20 protein-coding genes and 1 riboswitch are annotated in these 25,845 nt (G+C 67.1%); of the genes, 9 read left to right on the top strand and 11 right to left on the bottom strand.

Annotation, left to right across the window (positions count from 1 at the left end):
* Positions 1–39 precede the first annotated feature (39 nt).
* From acnD to BLT78_RS02400, 4 genes are all read right to left on the bottom strand, one after another.
* A complete protein-coding gene (gene acnD / locus BLT78_RS02415; protein ID WP_090347453.1) occupies positions 40–2,643 on the bottom strand; it encodes a Fe/S-dependent 2-methylisocitrate dehydratase AcnD in 2,604 nt (867 codons plus the stop codon).
* 78 nt (positions 2,644–2,721) lie between these two features.
* Positions 2,722–3,849 carry a bifunctional 2-methylcitrate synthase/citrate synthase gene (gene prpC, locus BLT78_RS02410; RefSeq protein ID WP_090347452.1) on the bottom strand — a complete coding sequence of 376 codons (1,128 nt, stop codon included), beginning with the start codon at positions 3,847–3,849 and terminating at the stop codon, positions 2,722–2,724.
* A gap of 93 nt (positions 3,850–3,942) precedes the next feature.
* Positions 3,943–4,851: a methylisocitrate lyase gene (prpB, locus tag BLT78_RS02405; RefSeq protein ID WP_090347451.1), complete on the bottom strand. Its 909-nt coding sequence runs from the start codon at positions 4,849–4,851 to the stop codon at positions 3,943–3,945.
* 11 nt (positions 4,852–4,862) lie between these two features.
* Complete coding sequence (locus BLT78_RS02400; protein WP_090347450.1) at positions 4,863–5,570, bottom strand: GntR family transcriptional regulator; 708 nt, start codon at positions 5,568–5,570, stop codon at positions 4,863–4,865.
* Positions 5,571–5,861: 291 nt separating this feature from the next.
* On the opposite strand from BLT78_RS02400, the gene rloA reads away from it, so the two are divergent.
* The 9 genes from rloA (at position 5,862) to BLT78_RS02355 (ending at position 18,446) form a co-directional block, all read left to right on the top strand.
* Positions 5,862–6,398: a retropepsin-like aspartic peptidase RloA gene (gene rloA, locus BLT78_RS02395; RefSeq protein WP_090347449.1), complete on the top strand. Its 537-nt coding sequence runs from the start codon at positions 5,862–5,864 to the stop codon at positions 6,396–6,398.
* Between the two features lie 5 nt (positions 6,399–6,403).
* The gene (gene rloB / locus BLT78_RS02390) at positions 6,404–7,930 is read left to right on the top strand and encodes an osmotic stress tolerance membrane protein RloB (protein WP_090347448.1); all 1,527 of its coding nucleotides are present in this window, start codon (positions 6,404–6,406) and stop codon (positions 7,928–7,930) included.
* Positions 7,931–7,934: 4 nt separating this feature from the next.
* Positions 7,935–8,921: an alpha-L-glutamate ligase-like protein gene (locus tag BLT78_RS02385; protein ID WP_090347447.1), complete on the top strand. Its 987-nt coding sequence runs from the start codon at positions 7,935–7,937 to the stop codon at positions 8,919–8,921.
* 341 nt (positions 8,922–9,262) lie between these two features.
* Positions 9,263–9,337: riboswitch (cyclic di-GMP riboswitch) on the top strand.
* A 45-nt stretch (positions 9,338–9,382) separates the two neighbouring features.
* Positions 9,383–10,375: a VCBS domain-containing protein gene (locus BLT78_RS02380; RefSeq protein WP_090347446.1), complete on the top strand. Its 993-nt coding sequence runs from the start codon at positions 9,383–9,385 to the stop codon at positions 10,373–10,375.
* Between the two features lie 184 nt (positions 10,376–10,559).
* Positions 10,560–11,909, top strand: coding sequence for an aminodeoxychorismate synthase component I (gene pabB, locus BLT78_RS02375; RefSeq protein ID WP_090347445.1), 1,350 nt, complete (start codon positions 10,560–10,562; stop codon positions 11,907–11,909).
* Between the two features lie 144 nt (positions 11,910–12,053).
* On the top strand, positions 12,054–15,728 hold the full coding sequence (locus BLT78_RS02370) for an ATP-binding protein (RefSeq protein WP_090347444.1): 3,675 nt from the start codon (positions 12,054–12,056) through the stop codon (positions 15,726–15,728).
* A complete protein-coding gene (locus tag BLT78_RS02365) occupies positions 15,728–16,369 on the top strand; it encodes a hypothetical protein (RefSeq protein WP_090347443.1) in 642 nt (213 codons plus the stop codon). Before BLT78_RS02370 ends, BLT78_RS02365 begins: the two co-directional genes overlap by 1 nt.
* Entirely contained in the window at positions 16,366–17,583 is a 1,218-nt protein-coding gene (locus tag BLT78_RS02360; RefSeq protein ID WP_090347442.1) for a phosphoenolpyruvate carboxylase, read from the top strand. Before BLT78_RS02365 ends, BLT78_RS02360 begins: the two co-directional genes overlap by 4 nt.
* Positions 17,571–18,446: a DUF7281 domain-containing protein gene (locus BLT78_RS02355; protein WP_090347441.1), complete on the top strand. Its 876-nt coding sequence runs from the start codon at positions 17,571–17,573 to the stop codon at positions 18,444–18,446. The genes BLT78_RS02360 and BLT78_RS02355 overlap by 13 nt, the downstream gene beginning before the upstream one ends.
* Positions 18,447–18,485: 39 nt before the next feature.
* Here BLT78_RS02355 and BLT78_RS02350 read toward each other — a convergent pair whose 3' ends face one another.
* The 7 genes from BLT78_RS02350 to BLT78_RS02320 all read right to left on the bottom strand — a co-directional run bounded on the left by BLT78_RS02350 (position 18,486) and on the right by BLT78_RS02320 (position 25,736).
* Positions 18,486–19,361, bottom strand: coding sequence for a DMT family transporter (locus BLT78_RS02350; protein WP_090347440.1), 876 nt, complete (start codon positions 19,359–19,361; stop codon positions 18,486–18,488).
* A gap of 2 nt (positions 19,362–19,363) precedes the next feature.
* Positions 19,364–20,164: a maleate cis-trans isomerase family protein gene (locus tag BLT78_RS02345; protein WP_090347439.1), complete on the bottom strand. Its 801-nt coding sequence runs from the start codon at positions 20,162–20,164 to the stop codon at positions 19,364–19,366.
* Entirely contained in the window at positions 20,161–21,111 is a 951-nt protein-coding gene (locus BLT78_RS02340; RefSeq protein WP_090347438.1) for a cyclodeaminase, read from the bottom strand. Before BLT78_RS02340 ends, BLT78_RS02345 begins: the two co-directional genes overlap by 4 nt.
* Positions 21,108–22,094 carry a hydroxyectoine utilization dehydratase EutB gene (eutB, locus tag BLT78_RS02335; RefSeq protein ID WP_090347437.1) on the bottom strand — a complete coding sequence of 329 codons (987 nt, stop codon included), beginning with the start codon at positions 22,092–22,094 and terminating at the stop codon, positions 21,108–21,110. The genes BLT78_RS02340 and eutB overlap by 4 nt, the downstream gene beginning before the upstream one ends.
* 70 nt (positions 22,095–22,164) lie before the next feature.
* Complete coding sequence (locus tag BLT78_RS02330; protein WP_090347436.1) at positions 22,165–23,571, bottom strand: aspartate aminotransferase family protein; 1,407 nt, start codon at positions 23,569–23,571, stop codon at positions 22,165–22,167.
* 54 nt (positions 23,572–23,625) lie between these two features.
* A complete protein-coding gene (locus BLT78_RS02325; protein WP_090347435.1) occupies positions 23,626–25,098 on the bottom strand; it encodes an NAD-dependent succinate-semialdehyde dehydrogenase in 1,473 nt (490 codons plus the stop codon).
* A gap of 146 nt (positions 25,099–25,244) precedes the next feature.
* Positions 25,245–25,736: an Lrp/AsnC family transcriptional regulator gene (locus BLT78_RS02320; protein WP_090347434.1), complete on the bottom strand. Its 492-nt coding sequence runs from the start codon at positions 25,734–25,736 to the stop codon at positions 25,245–25,247.
* Between the last annotated feature and the right edge of the window lie 109 nt (positions 25,737–25,845).

The raw sequence follows: 25,845 nt of genomic DNA, 5'->3' as shown, positions 1-25,845 counted from the left end.
GACCCGGGCGCCTCACGCGGTCCGGGCCGGCACGCCCGATCAGGCCTGACCGAGGAAGTCCTTGGCGAAGCGCTGCAGCACGCCACCGGCCTGGTACACGCTGACTTCGGCGGCGGTGTCGAGGCGGCAGGTCACCGGCACCTTGGTCACTTCGCCGTTCTTGCGATGGATGACCAGGGTCAGGTCGCAGCGCGGCGACAGTGCGCCTTCGATGTCGTAGGTCTCGGTACCGTCGAGCTGCAGGGTCAGGCGGGTGGTGCCCGGCTTGAACTCGACCGGCAGCACGCCCATGCCGACCAGGTTGGTACGGTGGATGCGCTCGAAGCCTTCGGCGACGATCACTTCCACGCCGGCCAGGCGCACACCCTTGGCAGCCCAGTCACGCGAGGAACCCTGACCGTAGTCGGCACCGGCGACGATGATCAGGTTCTGCTTGCGGTTCATGTAGGTTTCGATGGCTTCCCACATGCGCATGACCTGGCCTTCCGGCTCGACACGCGCCAGCGAACCCTTCTGCACCTTGCCGTCGACCACGCACATCTCGTTGACCAGCTGCGGGTTGGCGAAGGTGGCACGCTGGGCAGTCAGGTGGTCGCCGCGGTGGGTGGCGTAGGAGTTGAAGTCCTCCTCCGGCAGGCCCATCTTGGCCAGGTACTCGCCGGCGGCCGAGTCCGGCAGGATGGCGTTGGACGGCGACAGGTGATCGGTGGTGATGTTGTCCGGCAGGATCGCCAGCGGGCGCATGCCCTTGAGGGTACGCTCGCCGGCCAGCGCGCCTTCCCAGTACGGCGGACGGCGGATGTAGGTGGACATCGGACGCCAGTCGTACAGCGGCGACTTGGCCTCTTCCACGGTGCCCAGATCGAACATCGGGATGTAGATCTGCTTGAACTGCTCCGGCTTCACCGAGGCAGCGACGATAGCGTCGATTTCCTCGTCGGACGGCCACAGGTCCTTCAGGGTGATCGGGTTGCCTTGACTGTCGGTACCCAGCACGTCCTGCTCGATATCGAAACGCACGGTACCGGCGATGGCGTAGGCGACTACCAGCGGCGGCGAGGCCAGGAAGGCCTGCTTGGCGTACGGGTGGATACGGCCGTCGAAGTTGCGGTTGCCGGACAGCACGGCGGTGGCGTACAGGTCGCGGTCGATGATTTCCTGCTGGATCACCGGATCCAGCGCACCGGACATGCCGTTGCAGGTGGTGCAGGCGTAGGCGACGATGCCGAAGCCCAGCTTTTCCAGCTCGGTCAGCAGGCCGGCTTCTTCCAGGTACAGCTTGGCGACCTTGGAGCCCGGGGCGAAGGAGGTCTTGACCCACGGCTTGCGCACCAGGCCCAGCTCGTTGGCCTTCTTCGCCAGCAGACCGGCGGCGACCACGTTGCGCGGGTTGGAGGTGTTGGTGCAGCTGGTGATGGCGGCGATGATCACCGCGCCATCCGGCAGCAGGCCTTCGGCTTCCTCGGCGCGGGCTGCGGCCAGCTTGGCCTCGTCGGCGATGCCGCGCTCGTGCAGGGCGGAAGTCGGCAGACGCTTGTGCGGGTTGGACGGGCCGGCCATGTTGCGCACCACGCTGGACAGGTCGAACTCGAGCACGCGCTCGTACTCGGCACCTTCCAAAGCCGAAGCCCACAGGCCGGTTTCCTTGGCGTACTGCTCGACCAGCGCCACCTGCTCCGGCTCGCGACCGGTCAGCTTGAGGTAGTCGATGGTCTGCTGGTCGATGTAGAACATCGCCGCGGTGGCGCCGTATTCCGGGCACATGTTGGAGATGGTGGCGCGGTCGCCGATCGACAGGCTGTCGGCACCCTCGCCGAAGAACTCGACGTAGGCACCCACCACGCGCTCCTTGCGCAGGAACTCGGTCAGCGCCAGGACGATGTCGGTGGCGGTGATGCCCGGCTGACGCTTGCCGGTAAGCTTGACGCCGACGATGTCGGGCAGGCGCATCATCGACGGATGGCCGAGCATCACGGTCTCGGCTTCCAGGCCGCCGACACCGATGGCGATCACGCCGAGGGCATCGACGTGCGGGGTGTGCGAGTCGGTACCCACGCAGGTGTCCGGGAAGGCCACACCGCCGCGGGCCTGGATCACAGGCGACATCTTCTCCAGGTTGATCTGGTGCATGATGCCGTTGCCGGCCGGGATCACATCGACGTTCTTGAACGCGGTCTTGGTCCACTCGATGAAGTGGAAACGGTCTTCGTTACGGCGGTCTTCGATGGCGCGGTTCTTCTCGAAGGCGTCCGGGTCGAAGCCGGGGGCCTCCACGGCCAGCGAGTGGTCGACGATCAGCTGGGTCGGCACCACCGGGTTGACCTTGGAGGGGTCGCCGCCCTGTTCGGCAATCGCATCGCGCAGACCAGCCAGGTCGACCAGTGCGGTCTGACCGAGGATGTCGTGGCAGACCACACGGGCCGGATACCACGGGAAGTCCAGATCACGCTTGCGCTCGATGATCTGCTTCAGCGAGTCGGTCAGCATGGCCGGCTCGCAGCGGCGCACCAGTTGCTCGGCCAGCACACGCGAGGTGTACGGCAGCTTGTCGTAGGCACCGGGCTGGATCGCCTCGACGGCCGCGCGGGTGTCGAAATAGTCCAGGGCGGTACCGGCCAGTTGCTTGCGATATTCAGTATTCATGGGGCGGAGACTCAATCGGTTAACGATCGTTTGTGGAACCGGCAGGGGAGCCCCTCGTAGGGACTCCCCCGTTCCAGATCAGCGCTGCGCCAGCGGCGGCACGGCGCGCGGCTCGACGCCGATGTACTCGGCGCTCGGGCGGATGATGCGGTTGTTGGAGCGCTGCTCGAACACATGGGAGGCCCAGCCGGTGACCCGCGAGCAGACGAAGATCGGGGTGAACAGCTTGGTCGGGATGCCCATGAAGTTGTAGGCGGACGCATGGTAGAAGTCGGCGTTGGGGAACAGCTTCTTCTGCTCCCACATGACCTTGTCGATGGCCTCGGAAACCGGGAACAGCACGGTGTCACCGACTTCCTCGGCCAGCAGCTTGGACCAGCCCTTGATCACCTCGTTGCGCGGGTCGGAAACGCTGTAGATGGCGTGACCGAAGCCCATGATCTTGTCCTTGCGCGCCAGCATGGCCAGAGTGCCTTCGGTGGCCTCTTCCGGGGTGGCGAACTTCTCGATCATCTCCATCGCCGCCTCGTTGGCGCCGCCGTGCAGCGGACCGCGCAGCGAGCCGATGGCGCCGGTGATGCAGGAGAACAGGTCGGACAGGGTCGAGGCGCAGACGCGCGCGGTGAAGGTCGAGGCGTTGAACTCGTGCTCCGCGTAGAGGATCAGCGACACGTTCATCACCTTGCGGTGCAGCTCGCTCGGGGCCTTGCCGTGCAGCAGGGTCAGGAAGTGGCTGCCCAGATCCGGGGCATCCGAGGTGCACTCGATGCGCACGCCTTCGTGGCTGAAGCGGTACCAGTAGCACATGATCGCCGGGAAGGCCGCCATCAGGCGGTTGGCCTTCTCCAGCTGCTGCGCGAAGCTCTCCTCCGGCTCCAGGTTGCCGAGCATGGAGCAGCCGGTACGCATCACGTCCATCGGGTGGGCGCTGGCCGGAATGCGCTCGAGCACTTCCTTGAGCGCCTGCGGCAGGTCGCGCTGGGTCTGCAGCTGGCTCAGGTAGGCGTCCAGCTGGGCCTGGGTGGGCAGCTCGCCGTAGAACAGCAGGTAGGCGACTTCCTCGAACAGGCAGTCCTTGGCCAGCTCGCGCACGTCGTAGCCGCGGTAGGTCAGGCCGGCACCTTCCTTGCCGACGGTGGACAGGGCAGTCTGTCCGGCGATCTGACCGCGCAGACCAGCGCCACTCAGTACTTTTGCTTCAGCCATTGCGTTGTTCCTCTTATTGAATTTTTAGACGGATACAGCAACCAACAACAGGAGTCTCAAACGGGAGACTCGAATCCTTCCATGCTGCTTTAGTTAGCATTCCCGCGGTTGGATCTTTTCCTGCTTCTTCTGGGCGAACAGCTCGTCGAGCTTGTCCTCGTAGGCGTGGTAGCCGAGATATTTGTACAGATCGGCACGGGTCTGCATGATCTCGACCACGTTCTTCTGGGTGCCCTGCTCGCGGATCGCCTGGTAGACCTTCAGCGCGGCGGCGTTCATCGCGCGGTAGGCGCCGCAGCAGTACAGCACCATGTCCACGTCGACCGAGGCCAGCTCGTCGCAGGTGAACAGCGGGGTGTGGCCGAACTCGGTGATGTTGGCGAGGATCGGCACGTTCACCGCGGTGCGGAACTGCTTGTACATCGGCAGCTCGGTCATCGCCTCGGGGAAGATCATGTCGGCACCGGCCTCGACGTAGGCGCAGGCGCGGTCGATGGCGGCCTGCAGGCCCTCGCCGGCCAGGGCGTCGGTACGCGCCATGATCACGAAGCTGTCGTCCTGGCGGGCGTCGACGGCGGCCTTGATGCGGTCGACCATCTCCTCGGTGCTCACCACTTCCTTGCCCGGACGGTGGCCGCAGCGCTTGGTGCCGACCTGATCCTCGATGTGCACGGCGGCCACGCCGACCTTCTCGAACGAGCGTATGGTGCGCGCGATGTTGAAGGCGCCGCCCCAGCCGGTATCGATGTCGACCAGCACCGGCAGGGTGGTGGCGTCGGTCAGGCGACGGGCGTCGGTCAGCACGTCTTCCATGGTGCTGATGCCCAGGTCGGGAATGCCCAGCGAGTTGGCAGCCACGCCGCCACCGGAGATGTACAGCGCCTTGAAGCCGGTGGCTTCGGCCATGCGTCCCGCGTAGGCAGTGATGGCACCGACGATCTGCAGCGGATTCTCGCTGGCGACGGCGTCGCGGAACTTCTGGCCGGGAGTCTTCTGGGTCATGGCAAACCTCGTTACTTGGCGTTCTGGTTGAAAGCGTCGCGATAGTGACGCTCGACGTTGCGCTTGGATGCCGCGATATGGCGGCGCATCAGCAGCTCGGCCAGTTCACCGTCACGGTCGGCGATGGCATCGAGAATGCGGTGGTGCTCGGCGAAGGCCTGGTGCGGCCGGTTCGGCGTGGCGGAGAACTGGATGCGGTACATGCGCACCAGCTGGTACAGCTCGTTGCACAGCAGGTTGCTGAGGGTGCGGTTGCCGCTGCCCTGGATGATCCGGTAGTGGAAGTCGAAGTCGCCTTCCTGCTGGTAGTAGCCGCGTCCGGCCTTGAACGCCTCGTCGCGCTCGTGGGTATCCAGCACCCGGCGCAGCTCGTCGATCTCCGCCTCGCTCATGCGCTCGGCGGCCAGGCGACAGGCCATGCCCTCCAGCGACTCGCGGATTTCGTACAGTTCGAGCAGCTCGACGGGCGTCAGCGACACCACACGCGCCCCGGCATGCGGCACGCGCACCAGCAGGCGCTGCCCTTCCAGACGGCGGATGGCTTCGCGCAGCGGGCCACGGCTGATGCCGTAGGCGCGCGCCAACTCCGGCTCGGAGATCTTGCTGCCCGGGGCGATCTCGCCGCGCACGATGGCGGCCTGGATCCGCCGGAACACGTGATCGGAGAGGGTGGCGGACTCGTCGTCGGCGACCAGGCTTTCTTCCAGCACTTCAGACATGATTGTCGACACTTGAGCAGTGGCAGTGAGAAAAAACTAGGGCAAACCCTCAGACATGTCAAACACCCTTAGACGATTGTCGACAATCTGCTTATAGCGACGTGCCCCCGTCACAGTTCTTGCCTATACCCGCAAAAAGCACGGTCACACGACTGCCCGGCACCACGAGCGTTGTCGCCGGGCTATTGACCGCGTGCTAGAATGCGCGCCGCTCAAGCGCCAGCGCGCCCGCGATCCAGGCCCGCTGCCGCCCACTTCTTCAGCTTCTCCACGGCTCATCACCCGGGACCCATGAGACTCAAACCCACTGTCCTGCTCCTCAGCCTGCTGATGCCCTGCGGTACAGGCCTCGCTGCCGAAAAAACCGTCTATGGCCTCAACGAATATGTCCGCCTGCAAGAGCTGGGCAGCGTCGTGCCGGCCAAGCTCGATACCGGCGCCAAGACCGCCTCGCTCAGCGCGCACAACATCAAGCGCTTCAAGCGCCAGGGCGAAACCTGGGTCCGCTTCAACCTCGGCACCGACGCCGAAGGCACCGAACCGATCGAGAAACCCCTGGCGCGCATCAGCAAGATCAAGCGACGCCACGGCGACTTCGATCCCGACGAAGGCAAGACCTACACGGCAAGGCCGGTGATCGAGCTGGATGTCTGCATGGGCAACACGCTACGCACCATCGAAGTGAACCTGACCGACCGCAGTGCGTTCCAATACCCGCTACTGATCGGCTCCGAGGCGCTCAAGCGCTTCGACGCCCTGGTCGACCCCAGCCTCAAATACGCCGCCGGCAAGCCCGGCTGCGCCAACGTTGCACTCTCGGACGAGTAACCCTGATGCGCTCCCTCACACTGCACCTGAAAGTCCTCATCGCCATACTGGTGAGCCTGGGCGTGGCGATCACCGCCTACCAGATTTTCGTTCTCGGCATTCCGGTCACCGAGGCGGAAACGGACAACGTCTGGAACATCGACGCCAAGGTCGACTTCCAGGCCAATCCGCGCACGCCGGTCAAGGTACAGATGTTCGTGCCGCCGCTCGGCCAGGACTTCGTCAGCCTCAACGAGAGCTTCATCTCCAACAACTACGGCGTCAGCGTCAACAACGTCGACGGCAACCGCCGGGTGACCTGGTCGGCGCGCCGCGCCGAGGGCCCGCAGACCCTCTACTACCGCATGGTGCTGACCCAGCGTTACACCAAGGACAAGCCCAAGGAAGAAGGCCCGATCTACCGCGAGAGCCTGCCGATCGCCGGCCCCGAGCAGATCGCCGCCGAAGCCCTGCTGGCACCCATCCGCCAGCACTCGGCCGACGTCGAGACCTTCATCAGCGAGACCATCAAACGCGTCAACAACCTCAATGACGACAACGTCAAGCTGCTGCTCGCCGGCGACACCTCGGTCGCCAACCGCGCCCGCATCATCGACCTGCTGCTGTCCATCGCCCACGTGCCGCTGGAGAAGGTCCACACCATCCGCCTGGTCGAAAACCAGGCGCAGAGCCCGGAGCTGTGGCTGCGCAGCTTCAACGGCCAGAACTGGCTGTACTTCAATCCGGACAACGGCCAGCAGGGCCTGCCGCGCGACCGCCTGATCTGGTGGCTTGGCGACCGCGAACTGCTCAACGTCGACGGCGGCAAGCAGGCCCAGGTCAGCTTCACCCTCAACACCAGCGAACTGAACGCCATCCGCCTGGCCAAGCAGTCCGACGAATCCGCCGACGCCGGCTTCCTCGAGTACTCGCTGTACGGCCTGCCGCTGCAGACCCAGCAGACCTACCAGATCATGATCATGATCCCGATCGGCGTGCTGGTGATCCTCATCCTGCGCAACCTCGGCGGCCTGCAGACCCTCGGCACCTTCACCCCGGTGCTGATCGCCCTCGCCTTCCGCGAGACCCAGCTGGGCTTCGGCATCGTGCTGTTCACTATCATCACCGCGCTGGGCCTGTCGTTGCGCTCCTACCTCGAGCACCTCAAGCTGCAGATGCTGCCGCGCCTGTCGGTGGTGCTGACCTTCGTGGTGGTGCTAATCGCGGTGATCAGCCTGTTCAGCCACAAGCTCGGCCTCGAGCGCGGCCTGTCGGTGGCGCTGTTCCCGATGGTGATCCTGACCATGACCATCGAGCGCCTGTCGATCACCTGGGAAGAGCGCGGCGGCAGCCATGCCTTCAAGGTCGCGGTCGGCACCCTGATCGCCGCCACCCTGGCGCACCTGCTGATGAGCATCCCGGAGCTGACCTACTTCGTGTTCACCTTCCCGGCCGTGCTGCTGATCCTGGTGGGTTTCATGCTGGCGATGGGTCGCTACCGCGGCTACCGCCTGACCGAGCTGTTCCGCTTCAAAGCCTTCCTCAAGGACTGACGCCATGTTCGGCCTGATCAAAACCTGGAAGGCCCTGAGTGCCAAGGGCATCATGGGCATCAACCGGCGCAACGCGGACTACGTGCTGAAGTACAACAAGCGCAGTCTGTACCCGGTGGTGGACGACAAGATCCTCACCAAGGAGCGCGCGATCGCCGCCGGCATCCACGTGCCGGAGCTGTATGGGATCATCTCCACCGAGAAGGAGATCGAGAAGTTCGACGAGATCGTCGCCGAGCACAACGACTTCGTGATCAAGCCGGCGCAGGGCGCCGGCGGCGACGGCATCCTGGTGATCGCCGACCGCTTCGAAGGTCGTTTCAAGACCGTCTCCGGCAAGATCGTCAGCCACTCGGACATCGAGCAGCAGCTGTCCAGCATCCTCTCCGGCCTCTACTCGCTGGGCGGCGGCCGCGACCGCGTGCTGATCGAATACCGGGTGACCCCGGACCCGATCTTTAAGAGCATCAGCTACGAGGGCGTGCCGGACATCCGCATCATCGTGCTGATGGGCTACCCGGTGATGGCCATGCTGCGCCTGCCGACCCGCCAGTCCAACGGCAAGGCCAACCTGCACCAGGGCGCCATCGGCGTCGGTGTCGACCTGGCCACCGGCCTCACCCTGCGCGGCACCTGGCTGAACAACCGGATCGCCAAGCACCCGGACACCGCCAACGCGGTGGATGGCGTGCAGCTGCCCAACTGGGACGGCTTCATGAAGCTGGCCGCCGGCTGCTACGAGCTGTGCGGCCTCGGCTACATCGGCGTGGACATGGTGCTCGACGTCGACAAGGGCCCGCTGATCCTCGAGCTCAACGCCCGTCCCGGCCTCAACATCCAGATCGCCAACGACTGCGGCCTGACCCACCGCCTGCAGGCCGTCGAGGCGCGCATCGAGGAACTCAAGGCCAAGGGCATTCAGGAAACCCCCGAGCAGCGCGTGCGCTTCTCCCAGGAGCTGTTCGGCCACGTGAAACCGGTCGAGCTGTAATCCCGTCATCATTCCGCCGCAAGGCGTGACCTGGCACCGCTGCCCACCCTCGCCGGGCAGCGGTTGCTCTTGCCTCCCCCCTCCTTCGCCACCGCCCCTCCCGCTGCAGATCCTCCTGCAATACAGCCGCCACGCGCCCAGCGAGCAGGCTGCCGAGCGGTCTCGCCTGTGCTCCGGCGCGGGGAAACGGACTTTCGAGGCCTCGGATGGGGGCGCCCCTCCGCGCACCTTGGCGCCAGCAAAACATCAGCATGCGCAAAACTTGACGCCAGAATTCCCGCAAACTGTCAAAAAATATCGTCGCCAGGTGTATTGAAACGCCTGAATGATGTTATTTTGACATCTTGAAAAGCCTCACCCGTAGCGATGCGGGGCCGGAAAGCCACGGATCTCCCTGAGATGGCCGGGTTGCCGTTTGAACTGAACTCGGATCGACAATCAGGACAATCGGGGAATCGCGCATGGCCGCCAAAACCACCACCAAAGTCGCCACTCTGACCGGCGCCGCAAAAGACGACATTTTCAATCTGAGCGAAGGCAACGGCCTGTACGCACTGAATGTGCTGGCCAATGATCCGGGGGCAGCCAAGCTGTACTCGGTCGCCCAGGAGTCGGGCAGCAGCAGCGCTCAGTTCCCGGTTGCCTACAGCGCACAACTGCCCAGCGGCGCAACCGTCGCCATCGTTGACGGCCAACTGGTCTATGCCAACGACAACGTGCAGTCGCTGCCGGCCGGCGATCTGCTGACCGAAACCTTCAGCTACACCGTGCGCATGGCCAACGGTGCCCTGAGCACCGCAACCGTGACCCTGGAAATCGTGGGCGAGAACGACGCCGCCAGCATCTCCGGCAGCAATTCCGCAAGCCTGAACGAAGATGGCGACGTGCTGGTCGCCGGTGGCACCCTGAGCGTGGCCGACGTGGACCGCGGCGAGAACAGGCTCGCCAGCGTAGACGCGGACGCCCTGAAAGGCGCCTACGGCGTCTTCACCCTCGACAGTGAAAGCGGCCAGTGGACCTATGCACTGGACAACGCGCTGGCCCAGGCGCTGAACAGTGGCGATGTCGCCTACGATGAACTGACCGTCACCTCCCTGGACGGCACGGCCAGCGAGACCATTCGCGTGGCCATCCATGGCGCGGATGAACCGACCCTGCCCGACGCGCCGGTGACGGACGGAGACAACCTCCTGGACCCGCAGGACAAGTTCGTCATCAACCACGGCCTTACCGCCATCAACAAGCAGTACGTGATCAATGGCTTCGATGCCAACGATCAGCTGAGCGTGGCCAAGAACATGACGTATCAGGGCATGTCGAGCTACGACTACCTGAATGACCAGGTGCAGGACACCCTGATCAGCTTCGCCTACAAGAGTGGCCAGCAGGTCGAGACCCTCGAAGTGGTCCTCGTCGGCTACAGCGACTTCAACCCGGAAACCCAGATCGCCTGAGTCCCCGGGGCTGCCCCCTCCCGGGCAGCCCTCGGTTCCACCCGGGAACGATCCCTCCTGGCGATGGCTGCAGGCGCTCCTGCCGATCGGCAGCGCCCCCCTTCGAACACCCCGCACTCAGGCATGACGCGCGTAACTGGCCATCTGCGTTAAGATTCCACCCTGCGTTCCTCCGAGCCATGTCATGCCCAGCTGCAGCCTCCATCCCCTGCCCTATCATCCCGACCCACGCGTGCGTTTCGCCCGGCTGCACCAAGCGCCCGGCGCCTGCCTGCTGGATGGCGGCCGGCCGCGCGCCGACCGCAGCCGCTTCGACCTGTTCAGCGCCTGGCCACAGCAGCGCCTGCAGCCCGAGGCCGGCGAGGACGGCCGCGCCTTCTTCGCCCGTTGCCGGACGGCGCTGGCGCAACTGGGCCGCGCCGAGGCCCCGGAGGGCATCGAGCTGCCGTTCACCGGCGGCCTGCTCGGCTATCTCGCCTACGACTTCGGCCGGCGCCTGGAGCGCCTGCCGGAGCTGGCCACGGCGGACCTGCAGCTGCCGGATGCCACCTTCGGCGTGTATGCCTGGGCCCTGGTCAGCGACCACCAGCAGCAGACCTCGCAACTGGTGTTCCATCCGTCCCTGCCGCAGTCGCGCCGCGAGGAGCTGATCGCCCTGTTCGACGACGAACCGCCGGCGACCGTCAGCGAACCGTTCCGCCTGACCCGGCCGTTCACCGCCGATCTCGACATCGGCCAGTACCGCGCCGCCATCGAGCGGATCCAGGACTACATCCGCGCCGGCGACTGCTACCAGGTCAACTTCGCCCAGCGCTTCCAGGCTGCCTGCGAGGGCGATCCGTGGCACGCCTATGGCGCGCTGCGCGAGGCCTGCCCGACGCCGTTCGCCGGCTACCTCGCCGTCGATGGCGGCGCCATCCTCAGCCTGTCGCCGGAGCGCTTCATCCGCGTGCACCACGGCCAGGTGGAGACCCGGCCGATCAAGGGCACCCGCCCGCGCGGACGCAGCACCGGCGAGGACCAGGCCTTCGCCGAGGAACTGCAGGGCAGCCGCAAGGACCGCGCCGAGAACCTGATGATCGTCGACCTGCTGCGCAACGACCTCGGCCGCAGCTGCCGCATCGGCTCGGTGCGCGTGCCGGAACTCTTCGCCCTGGAAAGCTATCCCAATGTCCACCACCTGGTGAGCAGCGTGACCGGCGAACTGGCCGCGGGCCTCGACGCCTTCGACCTGCTGGCCGGCAGTTTCCCCGGCGGCTCGATCACCGGCGCGCCGAAGATCCGCGCCATGCAGATCATCGACGAGCTGGAGCCGACCCGCCGCGCCATCTACTGCGGCTCGCTGCTGTATGTCGACTGCCGCGGCGAGATGGACAGCTCGATCTGCATCCGCACCGTGCTGGTGCGCAATGGCCGCGCCAGCTGCTGGGGCGGCGGCGGCATCGTCATGGACTCCGACTGGCAGGCCGAGTACCAGGAATCCCTCACCAAGGTGCGGGTGCTGCTGGACACGCTGAACGCCACCTTCGACTGACCCGGCCGGCCGCACCTGGTCGGCCACACCTGGCCGGCCGCACGGAACGGTGACGCACGCGCCGGACAGTCTCCGGCGCCTCGCCTACACTGCGCGCCTGTTGCACGCGGCCTGCCGCGTCTTCCTGCAATTCAGAGGATCTACATGCCCAGCCTCAATCGCATCATCCTGATCAACACCCACCTCGCGGGCGTGGTCGAGCTGGTCGTGGACGACCACACCAACATCTGCGGCACCAACGCCTCCGGCAAGACCACCCTGCAGCGCCTGGTGCCGGTGTTCTACGGCGAATACCCGAGCCGCGTGGTGCCGGCCACCCGCGACAGCTTCGAACGCTGGTACCTGCCGACCGAGCAGAGCTTCATCGTCTACGAATACCAGCGCATGGACGGCGAGGCCTGCCAGACCATTCTCGCCGCCAGCAGCGACGGCCGCGGCGTCGACTACCGCCTGGCGCACAAGGGCTTCGAGCTGGACGACTACATCCGCAGCCGCCAGGGCGATGTCGTGGTCTGCCGCAGCATGGCCGAGCTGGGCCGCCACTTCCGCCAGAGCGGGGTGGCGGTCAGCAACCAGCTGAACACCCGCCAGTACCGCGCGATCATCCAGAACGACCGCAGCCTGCTCGCCGCCGACAGCCAGCGCGGCGAACTGCGCCAGTTGGCCCGGCAGTTCTCGCTGTGCGCCGGCGAGCACAGCCTGCGCCACATCGAGAAGCTGGTGCGCGCCGTGCACTCGCGCGAGGGCAAGATGGAGACGGTCAAGTCGATGGTCGCCGCCATCCTCGAGGAGGACGGCGTGGCGCCGCCGACCACCGGCCTCAGCCCGCAGAAGGTCGAGGACTGGATCCGCGACAGCCAGCTGATCCAGGGCTTCGCCGCCCTGCGCCCGCAGTTCGCCCGCCTGGAGCACGACTTCGCAGAGCTGCAGGGCAACGAGGCGCGCCTGGCCGGCCTGCTGCAGGCCTTCCAGACCGACCAGCCGCTGCTGTTCGCCCGCCAGGAGCAGCTGCGCCTCGCCCTCGAGCAGAGCGGCTTCGAACTCAAGCTGCTGGAAGACGACTGGAGGGACCAGCGCGACGCCCTCAGCCTCGAGCTGTCGCAGGTCCAGGCGCGCATCGAGAGTGCGGAAACCCAGCTGCAGCACATCGAGGAGCAGTACCAGCAGTACCTCGACGCCGACATCGACCAGGCCAAGGCCGACCTCGAGAAGCTCGACGGCTGGCGCCTGGAACTGGACAACCACAAGGAGCGCCTGCGCCTGCTCACCGAGCAGCACGCCGACGTGCAGAACGCCTACCTGGAGCGCAAGCAGATCGTCCAGGAGCGCCAGCAGGAAGCCCTCGACCGCCTGCACGAGCAGGAAGGCCGGGTGCGCGACGAACTGGCCGAGCGCAACCAGCACAGGCACGAGGCCCTCGCCCAGCTCGACCGCGCCTTCGCCAACCGCCGCCAGGAGGCGGAAAGCGCCAGCCGCGAGCGCCGCCACGCCCTCGAGCTGGAGAAGAGCCGCCAGGAGCAGTTGATCGCCAGCTTCGCCTACAGCGAGGAGGAGGCGCTCGGCCTGGAGGTCTTCGACCGCCGCCTGGAGGAGGCCGACGAGCAGCGCGACGGCGCCGCCCAGCAACTCGACGCCTTGCAGCAGCAGGAGCGCCTGCTGCTGCGCCAGCGCGAGGAAGCCGCCCAGCAGCTCGCCCAGGCCAGCCGCCGGGTCGGCGAACGCCAGCGCGAGCTGGACGACGCCGAGCGTCTGCTCTACCCCGGCCAGCACAGCCTGCTGGAATTCCTGCGCCGCGAGCAGCCGGGCTGGGAGCAGAGCCTCGGCAAGGTCATCGAGCCCAGTCTGCTACAGCGCAACGACCTCAAGCCGGCCCTCAGCGCGGCGCCGGCTGACAGCCTGTACGGCGTGCAGCTCGACCTCGCCGCGCTGGCCACCCCGGAGCACGCCGCAGGCGAGGCGGAGTTGCGCCACCGCGTGCAGCTGGCCGGCGACAACCTGCAGGACGCCCGCAACCAGCAGGAGCAGGTGGAAAGCCAGCTGGGCGAGCACGGCGCCGCGCTGGAGGAGCTGAACACCCGCCTGGTGGTGGCGCGTACCGCCCTGCAGACCGCCAAGGACAACCGCCAGCGCCTCAAGGAGGAGCGCGCCGCGCTCAAGGAACGCCTCGACGCCGCCCTCGCCGAGCGCCGCCAGGCCGCGCGCCAGCAGCTCGCCGACCTGGACACCGCCCTCGCCCAGCTCAAGCTGGAGCACGCCAGCCTGCTGGAGGAGCTGGACAGCCAGCACCGCGAGGCGCGCCTGGACACCAGCGCGCACTGGCAGCAGGTGATCGGCGACCTGGAACAGCGCCTGGCCCAGCTGCGCGGCCAGCTGGAGGAGCAGCGCGCCCAGGGCAAGGCCGAGCTGGCCGCCTGCGAAAGCTGGTACCGCAACGAACTGAAGTCGCGCGGCGTCGACGAGGCGCAGCTGATCCAGCTGAAGAGCGGCATCCGCGAGCGCGAGCAGCGCATCCGCGAGACCGAGGCGCGCCGCGCCGAGGTGCACCGCTTTGATGAGTGGTACGCGGTCACCTGGCTCAAGCGCAAGCCGCAGCTGCAGGAGGACCTGGTCGAGCGCAAGCGCGAGGCCACCGACCTCAAGCTGCGCCTGGACACCGCCACCCAGACCTTCAAGAGCCGCCGCGACGCGCTCGAACAGCAGCGCCGCCAGGCCCTGCAGGCCCAGGGCCAGGTCGTCGAGCAACTGGACAGCCTCAAGGCCCTGCTCAAGCGCCTCGGCGAGCTCAAGCTGCCGCGCGACGGCCAGACGCCGGCCGGCGAGCTGGACGAGCGCCTGCGCCTGGCCCAGGAACTGCTGCACGGCCGCGAGAACCTGCTCGCCGCCATCAAGCAGCACGTCGAGCGCTTCGACAGCCTGATCGCCGGCAAGGCCGGCTCCAGCCTGACCGAGACCTGGGAGCGCAGCCGCGAGGAATGCAGCCTGGTCAGCGAGCGCGGCGTGCCGACCCTCGACTACCGCCGCCTGGTGCCGGCGCTGGCCCAGCTGCTCAACGTGCTGGTGCCGCAGAGCATCACCGCACTGCGCGAGCAGGGGCGGATCTTCGGCAAGGACCTGTTCGACTACTTCGCCGTGCTCGCCGACATCGATCAGCGCATCGCCAGCCAGAGCGCGCGGATCACCCGCGAGGTCGGCGAGGAACTGTTCCTCGACGGCGTGTCCAACTCGGCGGTGACCATCCGCTCGAAGATCACCGAACTGGAGTTCTGGCCGGAGCTGCGCGCCTTCGTCGCCGCCTACCGCGAATGGGAGGACAGCGGCTTCAGTGAGCTGCCCGGCGAGGACTACACCGGCAGCATGCGCCGCGCCCTCGAGGTGCTCGGCCGCTCGGCGCTGACCAGCGGTATCGCCGGCCTCTTGGAGATCGAGCTGCGCCTGCGCGAGGGCAACAGCGACCTGGTGATCCGCACCGACCGCCAGCTCAACGAGTCGTCCAGCCACGGCATGGCCTACCTGATCCTCTGCAAGTTCCTGCTCGCCTTCACCCGCCTGCTGCGCGGCCGCGCCCCGGCGACCATCCACTGGCCGATCGACGAGCTGGGCACCCTGCACCACAGCAACGTGAAGAAGATCTTCGACGCCTGCGCCAGCAACGCCATCCGCATCCTCGGCGCCTTCCCCAACCCGGACTCCGAGGTGCTGGCGCTGTTCAAGAACCGCTACATCGTCGACAAGCAGAGCCGCCGGCTGCAGGTGGTCAAGCCGCGTCTGGACGTGATCGGCGAACGCCTGAAAACCCGCCTGAGCGAGGAGACCGTCTGATGCTGTCGAATAAGGGCAAGGTCATCGAGCGCCTGCTGCAGGGCGCCTTCATCTGCCGCACCAGCGACGAGGAAGGCTGGCGCTTTTTGAAGAATCCGGCCAACCGCGAGCAGGTCGACGACTACCTGGCCACCCTCAACCGCAGCGTGGCCGCGGTCGGCGCCGGCAGCGAGGCCGAGGTGTTCTACTGCGCGTATCGCCAGCTCGGCGAGGCCGAGCGGCGGGTGGTCGGCCAGCAGTTCCGCGACGTGTGCAATGCCCTCACGCCGCTGGTCGAGTGGCTGCTGCTGGTCCAGGAAGCCGGCGCCCAGGATGCGCCGCTCACCGAGGGCAGTCCGATCCGCCTCAACGAGCTGCAGAGCATCGTCGAGGACACCCCGGCATTCCGCGAGCAGCTGGCGCGCATCAGCCACTACCGGCTGTTCGGCTCGACCAGCGCCAGCGTCGATGCGCAGATCAAGCAGGTGTTCAAGCGCCTGTGCGAACTCGGCTACCTGTTGCGCCCCAACCCGGAGAAGCAGATCTACCTCGGCACCGGCAAGCTGGACTACCTGTACGAGGTGATCCGTTTCATCGACGAGGCCGAAGGCCTCTCGCTCGAGGAGCGCGCCGAGCTGGCCAGCCAGGGGAGCCTGCTGTGAGCGGCAACCTGCACCAGGCCGGCGTGCGCTTCCTGCGCCAGCTGGGCCGCCACGCCGAGACCATCATGGACGCCTACCTGGCCGGCGCGGTCGGCGACGACGCCCTCGAGCCCGGCGTGCAGGAGCGCCTGGTCAAGGACCGCGTGCTCTATCGCCCGGAGCCGGGCGCCGACCTGCACCTGCGCCGGGTGGTGCGCGCGCTGCTCGAGGAGGCGCTCAGGGACGACCGCAATCGACAGATCGACGCCAACACCGGCAGCACCCTGGCCACCTTCAAGACCCTCGCCGCCCACTACAAGGAGGCGCGCCACCAGGGCGACTTCGCCGCCGCCGACGCCTACCTGGCCGACCTGCGCGAGCACGTCTACAGCTTCTGCGAGGGCCTCGGCCACAGCGTGCGGGTGCTGTGGGGGCGGATCAACAACGAGTTCGGCTACGTCGGCAGCCTGGGCGCCAAGATCCGCGAGAACGAGCTGGCCCAGGCCCAGGTCAGCGAGCTGCTGGCCGGCCTCGAACTGATCGACTTCAGCGAACTGGCGGAAACCGCCGGCGAACTGCGCGAGCTGCGCCGCCTGCTGGTCACCCGCCTGCAGCGCCAGGTCAGCGACTGCTGCCAGGAACTCGGCGTGGTGCAGGGCCGCCTGCTCGAACTGCTCGGCCGCTTCCGCAAGATCCAGGGCCGCACCCGCCTGCTGCGCGGCTGGCTGCTGCACGCCGAACAGCAGTCCGACTACCGCCCGGGCAGCCACACCGCGCGGCCCGAGATGCCGCAGCTGCTCAACCTCGCCGAGGCGCTGATCGCCCCGGCGGCGGCGAACCTCCACGACAGCGGCCAGGAAGCCGAGCTGCTCGCCCTCGCCGCGCAGATCCGCGCCCAGCGCGAGGAACGCCCGGCCACGCCGCCGGCCGAGGCCGGCGAGCTGACCCTGGGCGAGGTGGAGAGCTTCGAGGTGCAGCCCAACCCGATCCAGCTCGCCGTGCAGGAGTACCTGTGCGCGGTGATCGAGAGCGGCCAGCCGGTGTCGGCGCTGACTTGGTGGCGCGAGCGCGAGCTGCCCTGGGATCCGGAGACCTGGCTGTACCAGGTGATCGGCGGCTACGAGGCGCTACCCGACGAACAGCGCGCCTGCTTCCAGCTCGACCCCGACGGCGAACCGCACCCGGTGTTTTCCGGCAACTTCATCGTGCGGGATCTGTCGCTGTGGCTGGCCTGAGCCGCAGCCACCACAACGCCGTGCACCGCCTGCTGCGCGAGCGTCTGGAGCGGGTGGAGTTCAACCGCACCTGGCAGCAGCTGCACGCCCACTTCGAGCTGGGCCGCCCCATGGGCAAATGGCTGCACTTCGACGCCGAAACGCGCCGCCTGCTGCAGCGCCTGGCGCGGGACGCGTGGGGCTTCGATCCGCTGGCGGGCGTGCCGGACGGCAGCCGCCGCGAGGTGGCCGCCCACGCGGTCGACGAGAAGATCGCCCGGCGCCGCCCCGACGACGATTTCGTGCTGGTCAAGGGTACTCTGCCCGCGCCGCTGCCAGCCCTCGCCCGCGGCCTCAGCCTGCGCGTGGCGCTGCAGCGCCTGGACGCCGCCGCCATCGCCCGGGTGCTGCTGATCGAGAACCTCGACAGCTTCGACGACTGGGAGGACTACCCGGCACCGCCCGAACTGGCCGGCAGCCTGGTCGTCTACCGCGGCCATCGCGGCCTGGCCCGCGGTGCCCGCCAGTTGCTGGAACGGCTGCCGGCGGCCACGCCGGTGGTGGTCTTCGCCGACTACGACCCGGCCGGCCTGGCCATCGCCGCCAGCCTGCCGCGCGCCGATGCGCTGCTGCTGCCGGAGCTGGACGAGGCGCTGCGGGCCAGCGGCAGCCGCGAGCACTTCGATCGCCAGTTCCGCCAGGCCGCCCAGCTGGAGGAGGCCGAGCTGGGCGGCTGGCAGAGCATATGGGGCGAGATGCAGCGCCACAGAGTCAGCATCAAGCAGCAGCACATGCTCGCGCTGGAGGCCAGGTTGCGACTGGCATGGCGACATCAGATGGCAGGCAACGCTCCCTTACTGCATACGGCTGACATCGGCAGCTAGCAGGTCCAATCGTCATGGTGCATCGTGCGGGCATGACAGCTATTCCTGCGCCGCGAGTACGGGACTTTTCACTCGCTGTGGTAGCCAGACATTGAGTGCCAGCCCGCCCAGCACTATGGCCCCGCCAAGCAGGACGCCCGTACTCGGTGCCTCGTCCAGCAACCACCAGACCCACAGCGGGCCCAGGACAGCCTCGAGCAGGATCAGCAAGCCAACCTCGGCCGGGCTTATGCTCTGCGGCCCCAGCTGGACCAGCATGAAGCCCAGCGGCAGCAACAAGCCCGCCATCACCAGCAGGACCAGCCACTGCTGCCCATCCAGGCTGGCTGGCTCACCTCCACCCCAGGAGAAGGCCGCAGCCATGAAGGCTCCCAGCATCAGGCCCGGACTCATGTCGACGGCCGGACGGCTTCTGGCCAGCGTCAGGTTGCCCGCTAGCAGCAGAGCCGCCAGCAACGCCAGCAGGCAGCCGGCCAGGCTGGCGCCCTGCAGGTCGTCACCGACGATCAGCAGCACGCCGACCATGCACACCCCAATCGACAGCAGCGTTTGCCGGGGCAAACGTTCGCCTAGGCAACACCAGGCCAGCAGGGCGGCGAACGCCGAGGAAACGCTGAACAGCAGCAGGGTGACAGCGGCGCCAACCTTCTGCATCGCCGCCAGGAAGCACAGGGTGCTGCTGGCATAGCACAGTCCGCACCACAGCCCCGTGGAGCCGCAAGCCCTGAGCTGCGCCAGGAAACCACCGCGGTAGCGCCAGACCAGCAGCAGCGCCAGCCCCGCTCCCATCAGCAGGCCACGCCAGGCCAGCAGGGCCATCGCCTCAAGATTCAGCCAGCGTTGCACCAGTGCATCGGGAGACAGCAACAGCACACCGGTTGCCGTGAGCAGCAGCCCCTTGCTTCTCGCATCCATGATCAACTCTCCACTCCACCCACGGGCGCCTGCTCCGCCAGGAGTCTGCCGAAACCGGGTACCGGGCGCGCGAAGCCGACGCACCGGAGCGCATGCCAGAACATCGCCTGGTTGCTGGATACCACCGGAATCTGCAGCTCGGCTTCCAGCTCCTCGAGCACGTCGAGGGTCCTCAGGTTGGTGCAGGCGAGAAACAGCGCATCCACCTGCTCCATGGCCAGCAGCACGCGAGCGGCGGCCACGATATCGTCCGTGCCTATCCCGGGGATCGCCGCATCCTCGAGTACGGCAAAGGTGCCGCAGCAAGCCACGGCGAAACCGGCCTCCTCCAGACCCGCGCACAGCGGCTGGTTGACCGCAGCGATGTAGGGGGTGAGCACAGCGATCCGCCGTGCGCCCAGGTGGCGCAGGGCCGCCTTCACCGCGGTCCACGGATTGCTCACGGCAATACCGGGGCGAGCACTGCGCAGCAGGCGCGCCACCTCGTCCTCGCCGATCAGCATGCTCCCGGAGGTGCAGCCGAAGGCCAGCACATCCAGCTCCAGCCCCGGCACCAGCAATCCGGCCGAACTGGCCAGGCCGTCCGCCAGGCCGCGCAGCTGCTCAGGAGCCACAGTGGGGCTGCACGGCGTGCGGGTGCTGTACAGTTCCAGACCATCGCCCAGCAGCTGGCGCCACTCGTTCTCGAGGGTGAAGTCGCTGGCCAGTTGGATCAGCCCCAGGCGCAGCGGCCGCCCTCCAGCTACGGGGTCGTGCCGGAATACCCGCTGCCAGGCCTCGAAATCTTCGGCGACGGCGCTCATTGTCCGTCAGCCTCGAGCCGGCTTGCCGCATAGTTGGCGATCGCCGTGTCCTGCACCCCGGTGCCGGTCAGGTCGCAAACCGTGATCTGTTCCGCGCTGGTGCGCAGACGCCGACCTTCGGCGATCAGGGTGCCCAGCTCGAATACCTCGCGCTGCAGTGCCGGCGCATGGTGTAGCTCGCCCAGCGCGCGGGACTGGCTGAGGCGGTCCACCGCGACGACGTCGGCGCTGGTCAGGATGGTCGGCTCCAGTTCGTTCTTGTGCGGGTTGTCCGAGCCCATGGCGGTCACATGGATGCCCTGGGGCAGGTCGCTCCACTGGAGCACCGGAGTACGCGACGGCGTGGTGGTGACCACGATGTCGGCCCGGGCGCATGCACTGGCGGCACTGTCATGGACGACCACGGGCAGGCCATGGACCTCGCCCATGCGCCGGGCATAGGCTTCGGCCTTGGCACTGTCGCGGGCATGCACATGCACCTCCTCGATATCACGTACCAGGCGCAGCGCCGCCACCTGCAGCTCGGCCTGCAGGCCCGCGCCGATCACCGCCACGCGGCGCGCGTCCTCGCGCGCCAGATGCTTGGCGGCGATGGCTCCGGCCAGGGCGGTGCGGATATCGGTCAGGTAGCCTTCGTCGAACAGCACCGAGTCGACCAGTCCGGTCTTCGCCGAGAACAGCAGCATCAGACCGTTGAGGCTGGGCAGGCCAAGCCTGGGGTTGTCGAAGAAGCCGGGGCTGATCTTGATGGCGAAGCGCTGCCAGCCCTGGATGTGGGCGGTCTTGACGTCCACCTCGCCGTTGCTCTCGGCGATGTTCATGCTGAGGATCGGCGGCATCACCACCTCGCCACGCCCCAGAGCGGCGAAGCCGGCCTCCACCACCTCGAGGGCGGCGTGATCCAGCCCGACCTTCTCGGCAATCTGCTGACGATCGTAGATTTTCACAGGGACTCTCCAGCGAGGCGGCAAGCCTCGGTAAAGGTGGCGGTGGACAGGTTCTGGCCGCTGATCACGAAGGCCACGCGACGCCCCCGCAGGTCCAGGCGATGCTGTTCGACGGCAGCCACGCCGACGGCGGCAGCGCCCTCCACCAGCAGTTTTTCCTCGCGCAGCAAGTGCAGCATCGCTCGGCCGATGTGTGCCTCGTCGACCTTGTAGCCGCGATCCATGTAGCGCCGGGTCATGTCGAAGGTCCAGGCGTTGTCCAGACCGATGCCGCCGCCCAGGCTGTCGGCCAGGGTCGGCACCTCAGGCACCTGCACCGGACGGCCGGCAGCCAGACTTTCGAGCATGGCAGCCCCGTGGGCCATGCTCACGCCGATGACTTCGGCCGCAGGATTGATGCTCTTGACCGCCAGACCGATGCCTGCAACCAGACCGCCGCCGGACAGGCCGACGAAAACCAGATCGATGTCCGGCTGCTCCTCGAGGATCTCCAGCGCGCAGGTGCCCTGACCGGCGATCACCAACGGGTGGTCGAACGGCGGAATGTAGGCCAGTCCCTGCTCACGGCTCAGCCTCCGGGCCTCGACATCGGCCTGATCCTGGGACTCGCCGCAGATCACCAGGGTGGCGCCGCTGTCACGCAGCGCCTGCACCTTGTTGTCCGGCACCAGGTGCGAGATGCACACGGTGACCGGGATGCCGATGCGCCGGCCGGCCCAGGCCAGCGCGCGACCGAAATTGCCGGTCGACATGGTCACCACGCCACGCGCCCGCTGCTCCTCGTCCAGGCCGAGCAGCGCATTGAGCGCGCCACGCAGCTTGAAGGAGCCGGTCGGCTGCAGGTTGTCCAGCTTCAGCCACGCCTCGCAGCCGAAGCGCCGCGACAGGGACTCCGAGCGCACCAGCGGAGTACGCAGGGCCTGCCCGGCGATGCGCTGGCGAGCCCGAAAGATGTCCTGCAGGGTCAGTTCTTGTTGTTGCATGCCAATCCCCCGATCGGTCGATCGCCAGGGGGCCGGAAACCCGATCGGCTCCGTCCCCCCTGACGCTGGCTTACTTGGCCTGCCAGGCGCCGCTGCTGATCAGCTTGTCGGTAACCCGATTCACGGCACGTTCGGCGCGAGCGACGATGTCGTCCACCTCGTCACGGGTCACCACCAGCGGCGGTGCGAAGCCGAGGATGTCGCCGTGCGGCATGGCGCGGGCAATCAGCCCCTCCTCCAGGCAGGCCGCGGAGATCTGCGGGCCGACCTTCAGGCTGGGGTCGAAGTGCTGACGCTTGGCGCGGTCGCTGGAGAACTCCAGGGCAGCCAGCAGGCCGATGCCCCGCACCTCGCCGACCAGCGGATGGTTGGCGAAGGTCTCCTGCATGCGCTGCTGCAGGTAGGCGCCGGTGTCACGCGCATTGCCGGTGAGGTTCTCGCGCTGGATGATGTCCAGGTTGGTGAGCGCCGCAGCGACACCGACCGGGTGACCCGAGTAGGTGTAGCCATGACCGATGGCGCCGAACTGCTCGGTGCCCTGCTCCAGTACCTGCCAGACGCGCTCGCCGACGATCACCCCGGACAGCGGCTGGTAGGCCGAGGTCAGACCCTTGGCGACGGTGATCAGATCCGGCTTCATGTCGTAGTACTGCGAGCCGAAGTCCGCGCCCAGGCGGCCGAAGCCACAGACCACCTCGTCGGCAATCAGCAGGATGTCGTACTTGTCCAGCACCTTGCGGATTTCCGCCCAGTAGCCCTGCGGCGGCGGCACGATGCCGCCGGTACCGAGCACCGGCTCGCCGATCATCGCAGCCACGGTATCCGGCCCTTCGGCGAGGATCATTTCCTCCAGCTTGGCGGCGCAGTAGCGGGAGAACTCCAGCTCGCTCATGCCCTCCTCGGGGCGACGGTAGTAGCTGGGCGCGATGGTGTGCTTGATGCGCGGCAGCGGCAGGTCGAAGTGGGCATGGAACAGCGGCAGGCCGGTCAGCGAGCCGGAGGCCACGCTGGAGCCGTGGTAGCCACGGTCGCGGGAGATGATCTTCTTCTTCTCCGTGCGGCCGAGAATGTTGTTGTAGTACCAGACCAGCTTGACCTGGGTCTCGTTGGCGTCCGAGCCGGACATGCCGTAGTAGACCTTGCTCATGCCCTGGCCGGCGAGCTTGACGATGCGCTCCGAGAGCATGGCCAGCCCCTCGGTGGTGTGGCCCACGTAGGTGTGGTAGTAGGCCAGCTGCTTGGCCTGCTCGTAGATCGCCTCGGCCATCTCGGTACGGCCGTAGCCGATGTTCACGCAGTACAGGCCGGCAAAACCGTCGATCAGCTGGTTGCCCTGCGAGTCCTCGATGCGGATGCCCTTGGCGCCGGTGATGATGCGGGCCGGGCTCTCGCCGTGGGCGTGCTGCTTGAGGTGGGTGGACGGGTGGAAGACGTTCTGGCGGTCGATCTCGATGATCTTCTGGGTGTCGATGGTCATGGCATTGCCCTCGTTGCAAGTGGTGCGGATAGGTTTGGCGCAGCTGTACGGAAATCAGCTGCCGCTGACGCTGGGCAGGCCACCCAGGCAGTAGTACTTGATCTGGCTGTATTCATCGAGACCGTGACGCGAGCCTTCGCGACCGAGGCCGGACTGCTTGACGCCACCGAAGGGCACCGGCGGGCCGGTCATCTTCACCGAGTTGACGCTGACCATGCCGTACTCCAGGCCGCGCAACAGCTTCCACACCAGGCGGATGTCGTAGCCGTAGACGTAGGCGGCCAGTCCATACTCGGTGTCGTTGGCCTGCGCGATCAGCTCCTCGAGGTCGCTCCAGGCCAGCACTCCGGCGACCGGCGCGAAGTTCTCCTCGCGGTATACGCGCATCTCGGAGGTCACGTCGGCCAGCAGGGTCGGCATGAAGAAGTTGGCGCCCGGCGCCTGGCTCTGGTCGCCGACCAGCAGGCGGGCACCCTTGGTCACGGCGTCCTCGACCAGCTCGCGGGCCTTGGCCACCGCCCTGGCATTGATCAGCGGGCCCTGGTTCACGCCACGCTCCAGGCCGTCACCCACGGTCAGCTCGCCCATGCGGCGGGCGAACGCCTCGAGGAACGGCTCGTAGAGCGAGCTGTGCACGAAGATGCGGTTGGCCGCCAGGCAGTCCTGGCCGGTGGTCTGGAACTTGGCGTCGATAGCCGCCTGCGCGGCCTGCTCCACATCCATGTCCGGCAGCACGATGAAGGGCGCATTGCCACCCAGCTCCATGGAGCACTTCTTAACGGTGGGCGCAGCCTGCTCGAGCAGCAGACGACCGACGCGGGTCGAGCCGGTGAAGGACAGCGCCTTGACCTTGTCGCTGGCGCAGAGCACCCGGGAGACCATCTCCGGCTCGCCGGTGATGACGTTGAACACCCCGGCCGGGAAACCGGCGCGCTCGGCCAGTTCGGCCAGCGCCAGCGCCGAGAACGGCGTCTCGCCGGCCGGCTTGACCAGCACTGTGCAGCCGACGGCCAGGGCCGCGGCGGCCTTGCGGGTGATCATCGCGCAGGGGAAGTTCCACGGCGTGATCAGCGCGGCGACACCGATCGGCTCACGAACGCTGCCAAGCTGGGCGTTGCGGATGTGGCTGGGGATGGTCTCACCGTAGGCGCGGCGGGCCTCCTCGGCGAACCAGCGGATGAAGGAGGCGGCGTAGTCGATCTCGCCGCGAGCCTCGTCGAGCGGCTTGCCCTGCTCGAGGGTCATCAGCCTCGCCAGGTCTTCCTTGTTGGCCAGCAGCAGATCGTGCCAGCGGTGCAGGATGGCGCCACGAGCGTCCACCGACAGAGCGCGCCAGGCCGGGAAGGCCGCTTCGGCCGCATCGATGGCGCCACCTACTTGCCCTTCGTCGAGCAGCGTGCAGCGGCCGAGGATCGCTTCGCTGGCCGGATTGCTGACCGCTTCATCGCGGCCATCGTTGCCGGCCACCCACTTGCCGTTGACGTACGCCAGCTGGCGAAACAGGCGCGGATCGTTGAGATTGTTCATGTGTGCAGCTCCCCTGAGCGGACCGGTTGCTTCACGGGGGGCAACCGATTGTTCTTGTTGACGGCTCTACTTTAGGGGGGCGGGTGAGGTGATGTTTTCTCTTCACCAGCACGCAGAAAGCGCTTTTTTCTGTTGTCTCGGGGACCTCAGACGCTTTTTTCGGCAGGTCCGGCCGGCTCGACTTCCAGGGGGGGCTCACTCTGCTTGATCGTCTTGGTGACGATGTAGGTGAAGTAGCGCTCGATGCCCAGGTCGGCCATCAGCCACTGGTCCACAAGCCGCTGGTACTGATCGATGTCGCGGGTCATGACCTTGATGACGTAGTCGACACCACCACCGGTGGCGTAGCACTCGGTGACCTCGGCACAGGCCTCCATGGCCCTTTCAAAGCGGACGAAGGCTTCGCGATTGTGCTGCTTGAGGGTGACCTCCACCAGGACGGCTACCCGCTTGAGCAGCACCTCGGTGTCGATCCAGGCGCCATAACCGCGGATGATGCCAGCCTCTTCGAGGCGCTTGACGCGCTCCCAGCAGGGACTGACCGACAGGTTGATCGCCTCAGCCAGGCTGGATTTGGTGATGCGGCCATTCTGCTGGAGGATGCGCAGAATCTTCAGGTCGTAACTGTCCAGGCGCATGTTGCAACTCCTGCGCGGACAGGGCCGCGCCAGATGAAAAAAAGGCCGGCGAACTGCATCGCCGGCCAAAGTCAGGATCGGTTCGAGCTCTAGGGCGGCGACTGGTTGC

The organism is Pseudomonas oryzae (assembly GCF_900104805.1).
Classification (GTDB): Bacteria; Pseudomonadota; Gammaproteobacteria; order Pseudomonadales; family Pseudomonadaceae; genus Geopseudomonas; species Geopseudomonas oryzae.
The sequence above is the reverse complement of the archived record's forward strand: the minus strand, read 5'-3'. Positions and strand labels throughout refer to the sequence as shown.

Bases quoted from the DNA above. Each gene is read 5' to 3' on its own strand.
- acnD (WP_090347453.1), bottom strand. From the start codon at position 2,643: ATGAATACTGAATATCGCAAGCAACTGGCCGGTACCGCCCTGGACTAT.
- prpC (WP_090347452.1), bottom strand. From the start codon at position 3,849: ATGGCTGAAGCAAAAGTACTGAGTGGCGCTGGTCTGCGCGGTCAGATC.
- prpB (WP_090347451.1), bottom strand. From the start codon at position 4,851: ATGACCCAGAAGACTCCCGGCCAGAAGTTCCGCGACGCCGTCGCCAGC.
- BLT78_RS02400 (WP_090347450.1), bottom strand. From the start codon at position 5,570: ATGTCTGAAGTGCTGGAAGAAAGCCTGGTCGCCGACGACGAGTCCGCC.
- rloA (WP_090347449.1), top strand. From the start codon at position 5,862: ATGAGACTCAAACCCACTGTCCTGCTCCTCAGCCTGCTGATGCCCTGC.
- rloB (WP_090347448.1), top strand. From the start codon at position 6,404: ATGCGCTCCCTCACACTGCACCTGAAAGTCCTCATCGCCATACTGGTG.
- BLT78_RS02385 (WP_090347447.1), top strand. From the start codon at position 7,935: ATGTTCGGCCTGATCAAAACCTGGAAGGCCCTGAGTGCCAAGGGCATC.
- BLT78_RS02380 (WP_090347446.1), top strand. From the start codon at position 9,383: ATGGCCGCCAAAACCACCACCAAAGTCGCCACTCTGACCGGCGCCGCA.
- pabB (WP_090347445.1), top strand. From the start codon at position 10,560: ATGCCCAGCTGCAGCCTCCATCCCCTGCCCTATCATCCCGACCCACGC.
- BLT78_RS02370 (WP_090347444.1), top strand. From the start codon at position 12,054: ATGCCCAGCCTCAATCGCATCATCCTGATCAACACCCACCTCGCGGGC.
- BLT78_RS02365 (WP_090347443.1), top strand. From the start codon at position 15,728: ATGCTGTCGAATAAGGGCAAGGTCATCGAGCGCCTGCTGCAGGGCGCC.
- BLT78_RS02350 (WP_090347440.1), bottom strand. From the start codon at position 19,361: ATGGATGCGAGAAGCAAGGGGCTGCTGCTCACGGCAACCGGTGTGCTG.
- BLT78_RS02345 (WP_090347439.1), bottom strand. From the start codon at position 20,164: ATGAGCGCCGTCGCCGAAGATTTCGAGGCCTGGCAGCGGGTATTCCGG.
- eutB (WP_090347437.1), bottom strand. From the start codon at position 22,094: ATGCAACAACAAGAACTGACCCTGCAGGACATCTTTCGGGCTCGCCAG.
- BLT78_RS02330 (WP_090347436.1), bottom strand. From the start codon at position 23,571: ATGACCATCGACACCCAGAAGATCATCGAGATCGACCGCCAGAACGTC.
- BLT78_RS02325 (WP_090347435.1), bottom strand. From the start codon at position 25,098: ATGAACAATCTCAACGATCCGCGCCTGTTTCGCCAGCTGGCGTACGTC.
- BLT78_RS02320 (WP_090347434.1), bottom strand. From the start codon at position 25,736: ATGCGCCTGGACAGTTACGACCTGAAGATTCTGCGCATCCTCCAGCAG.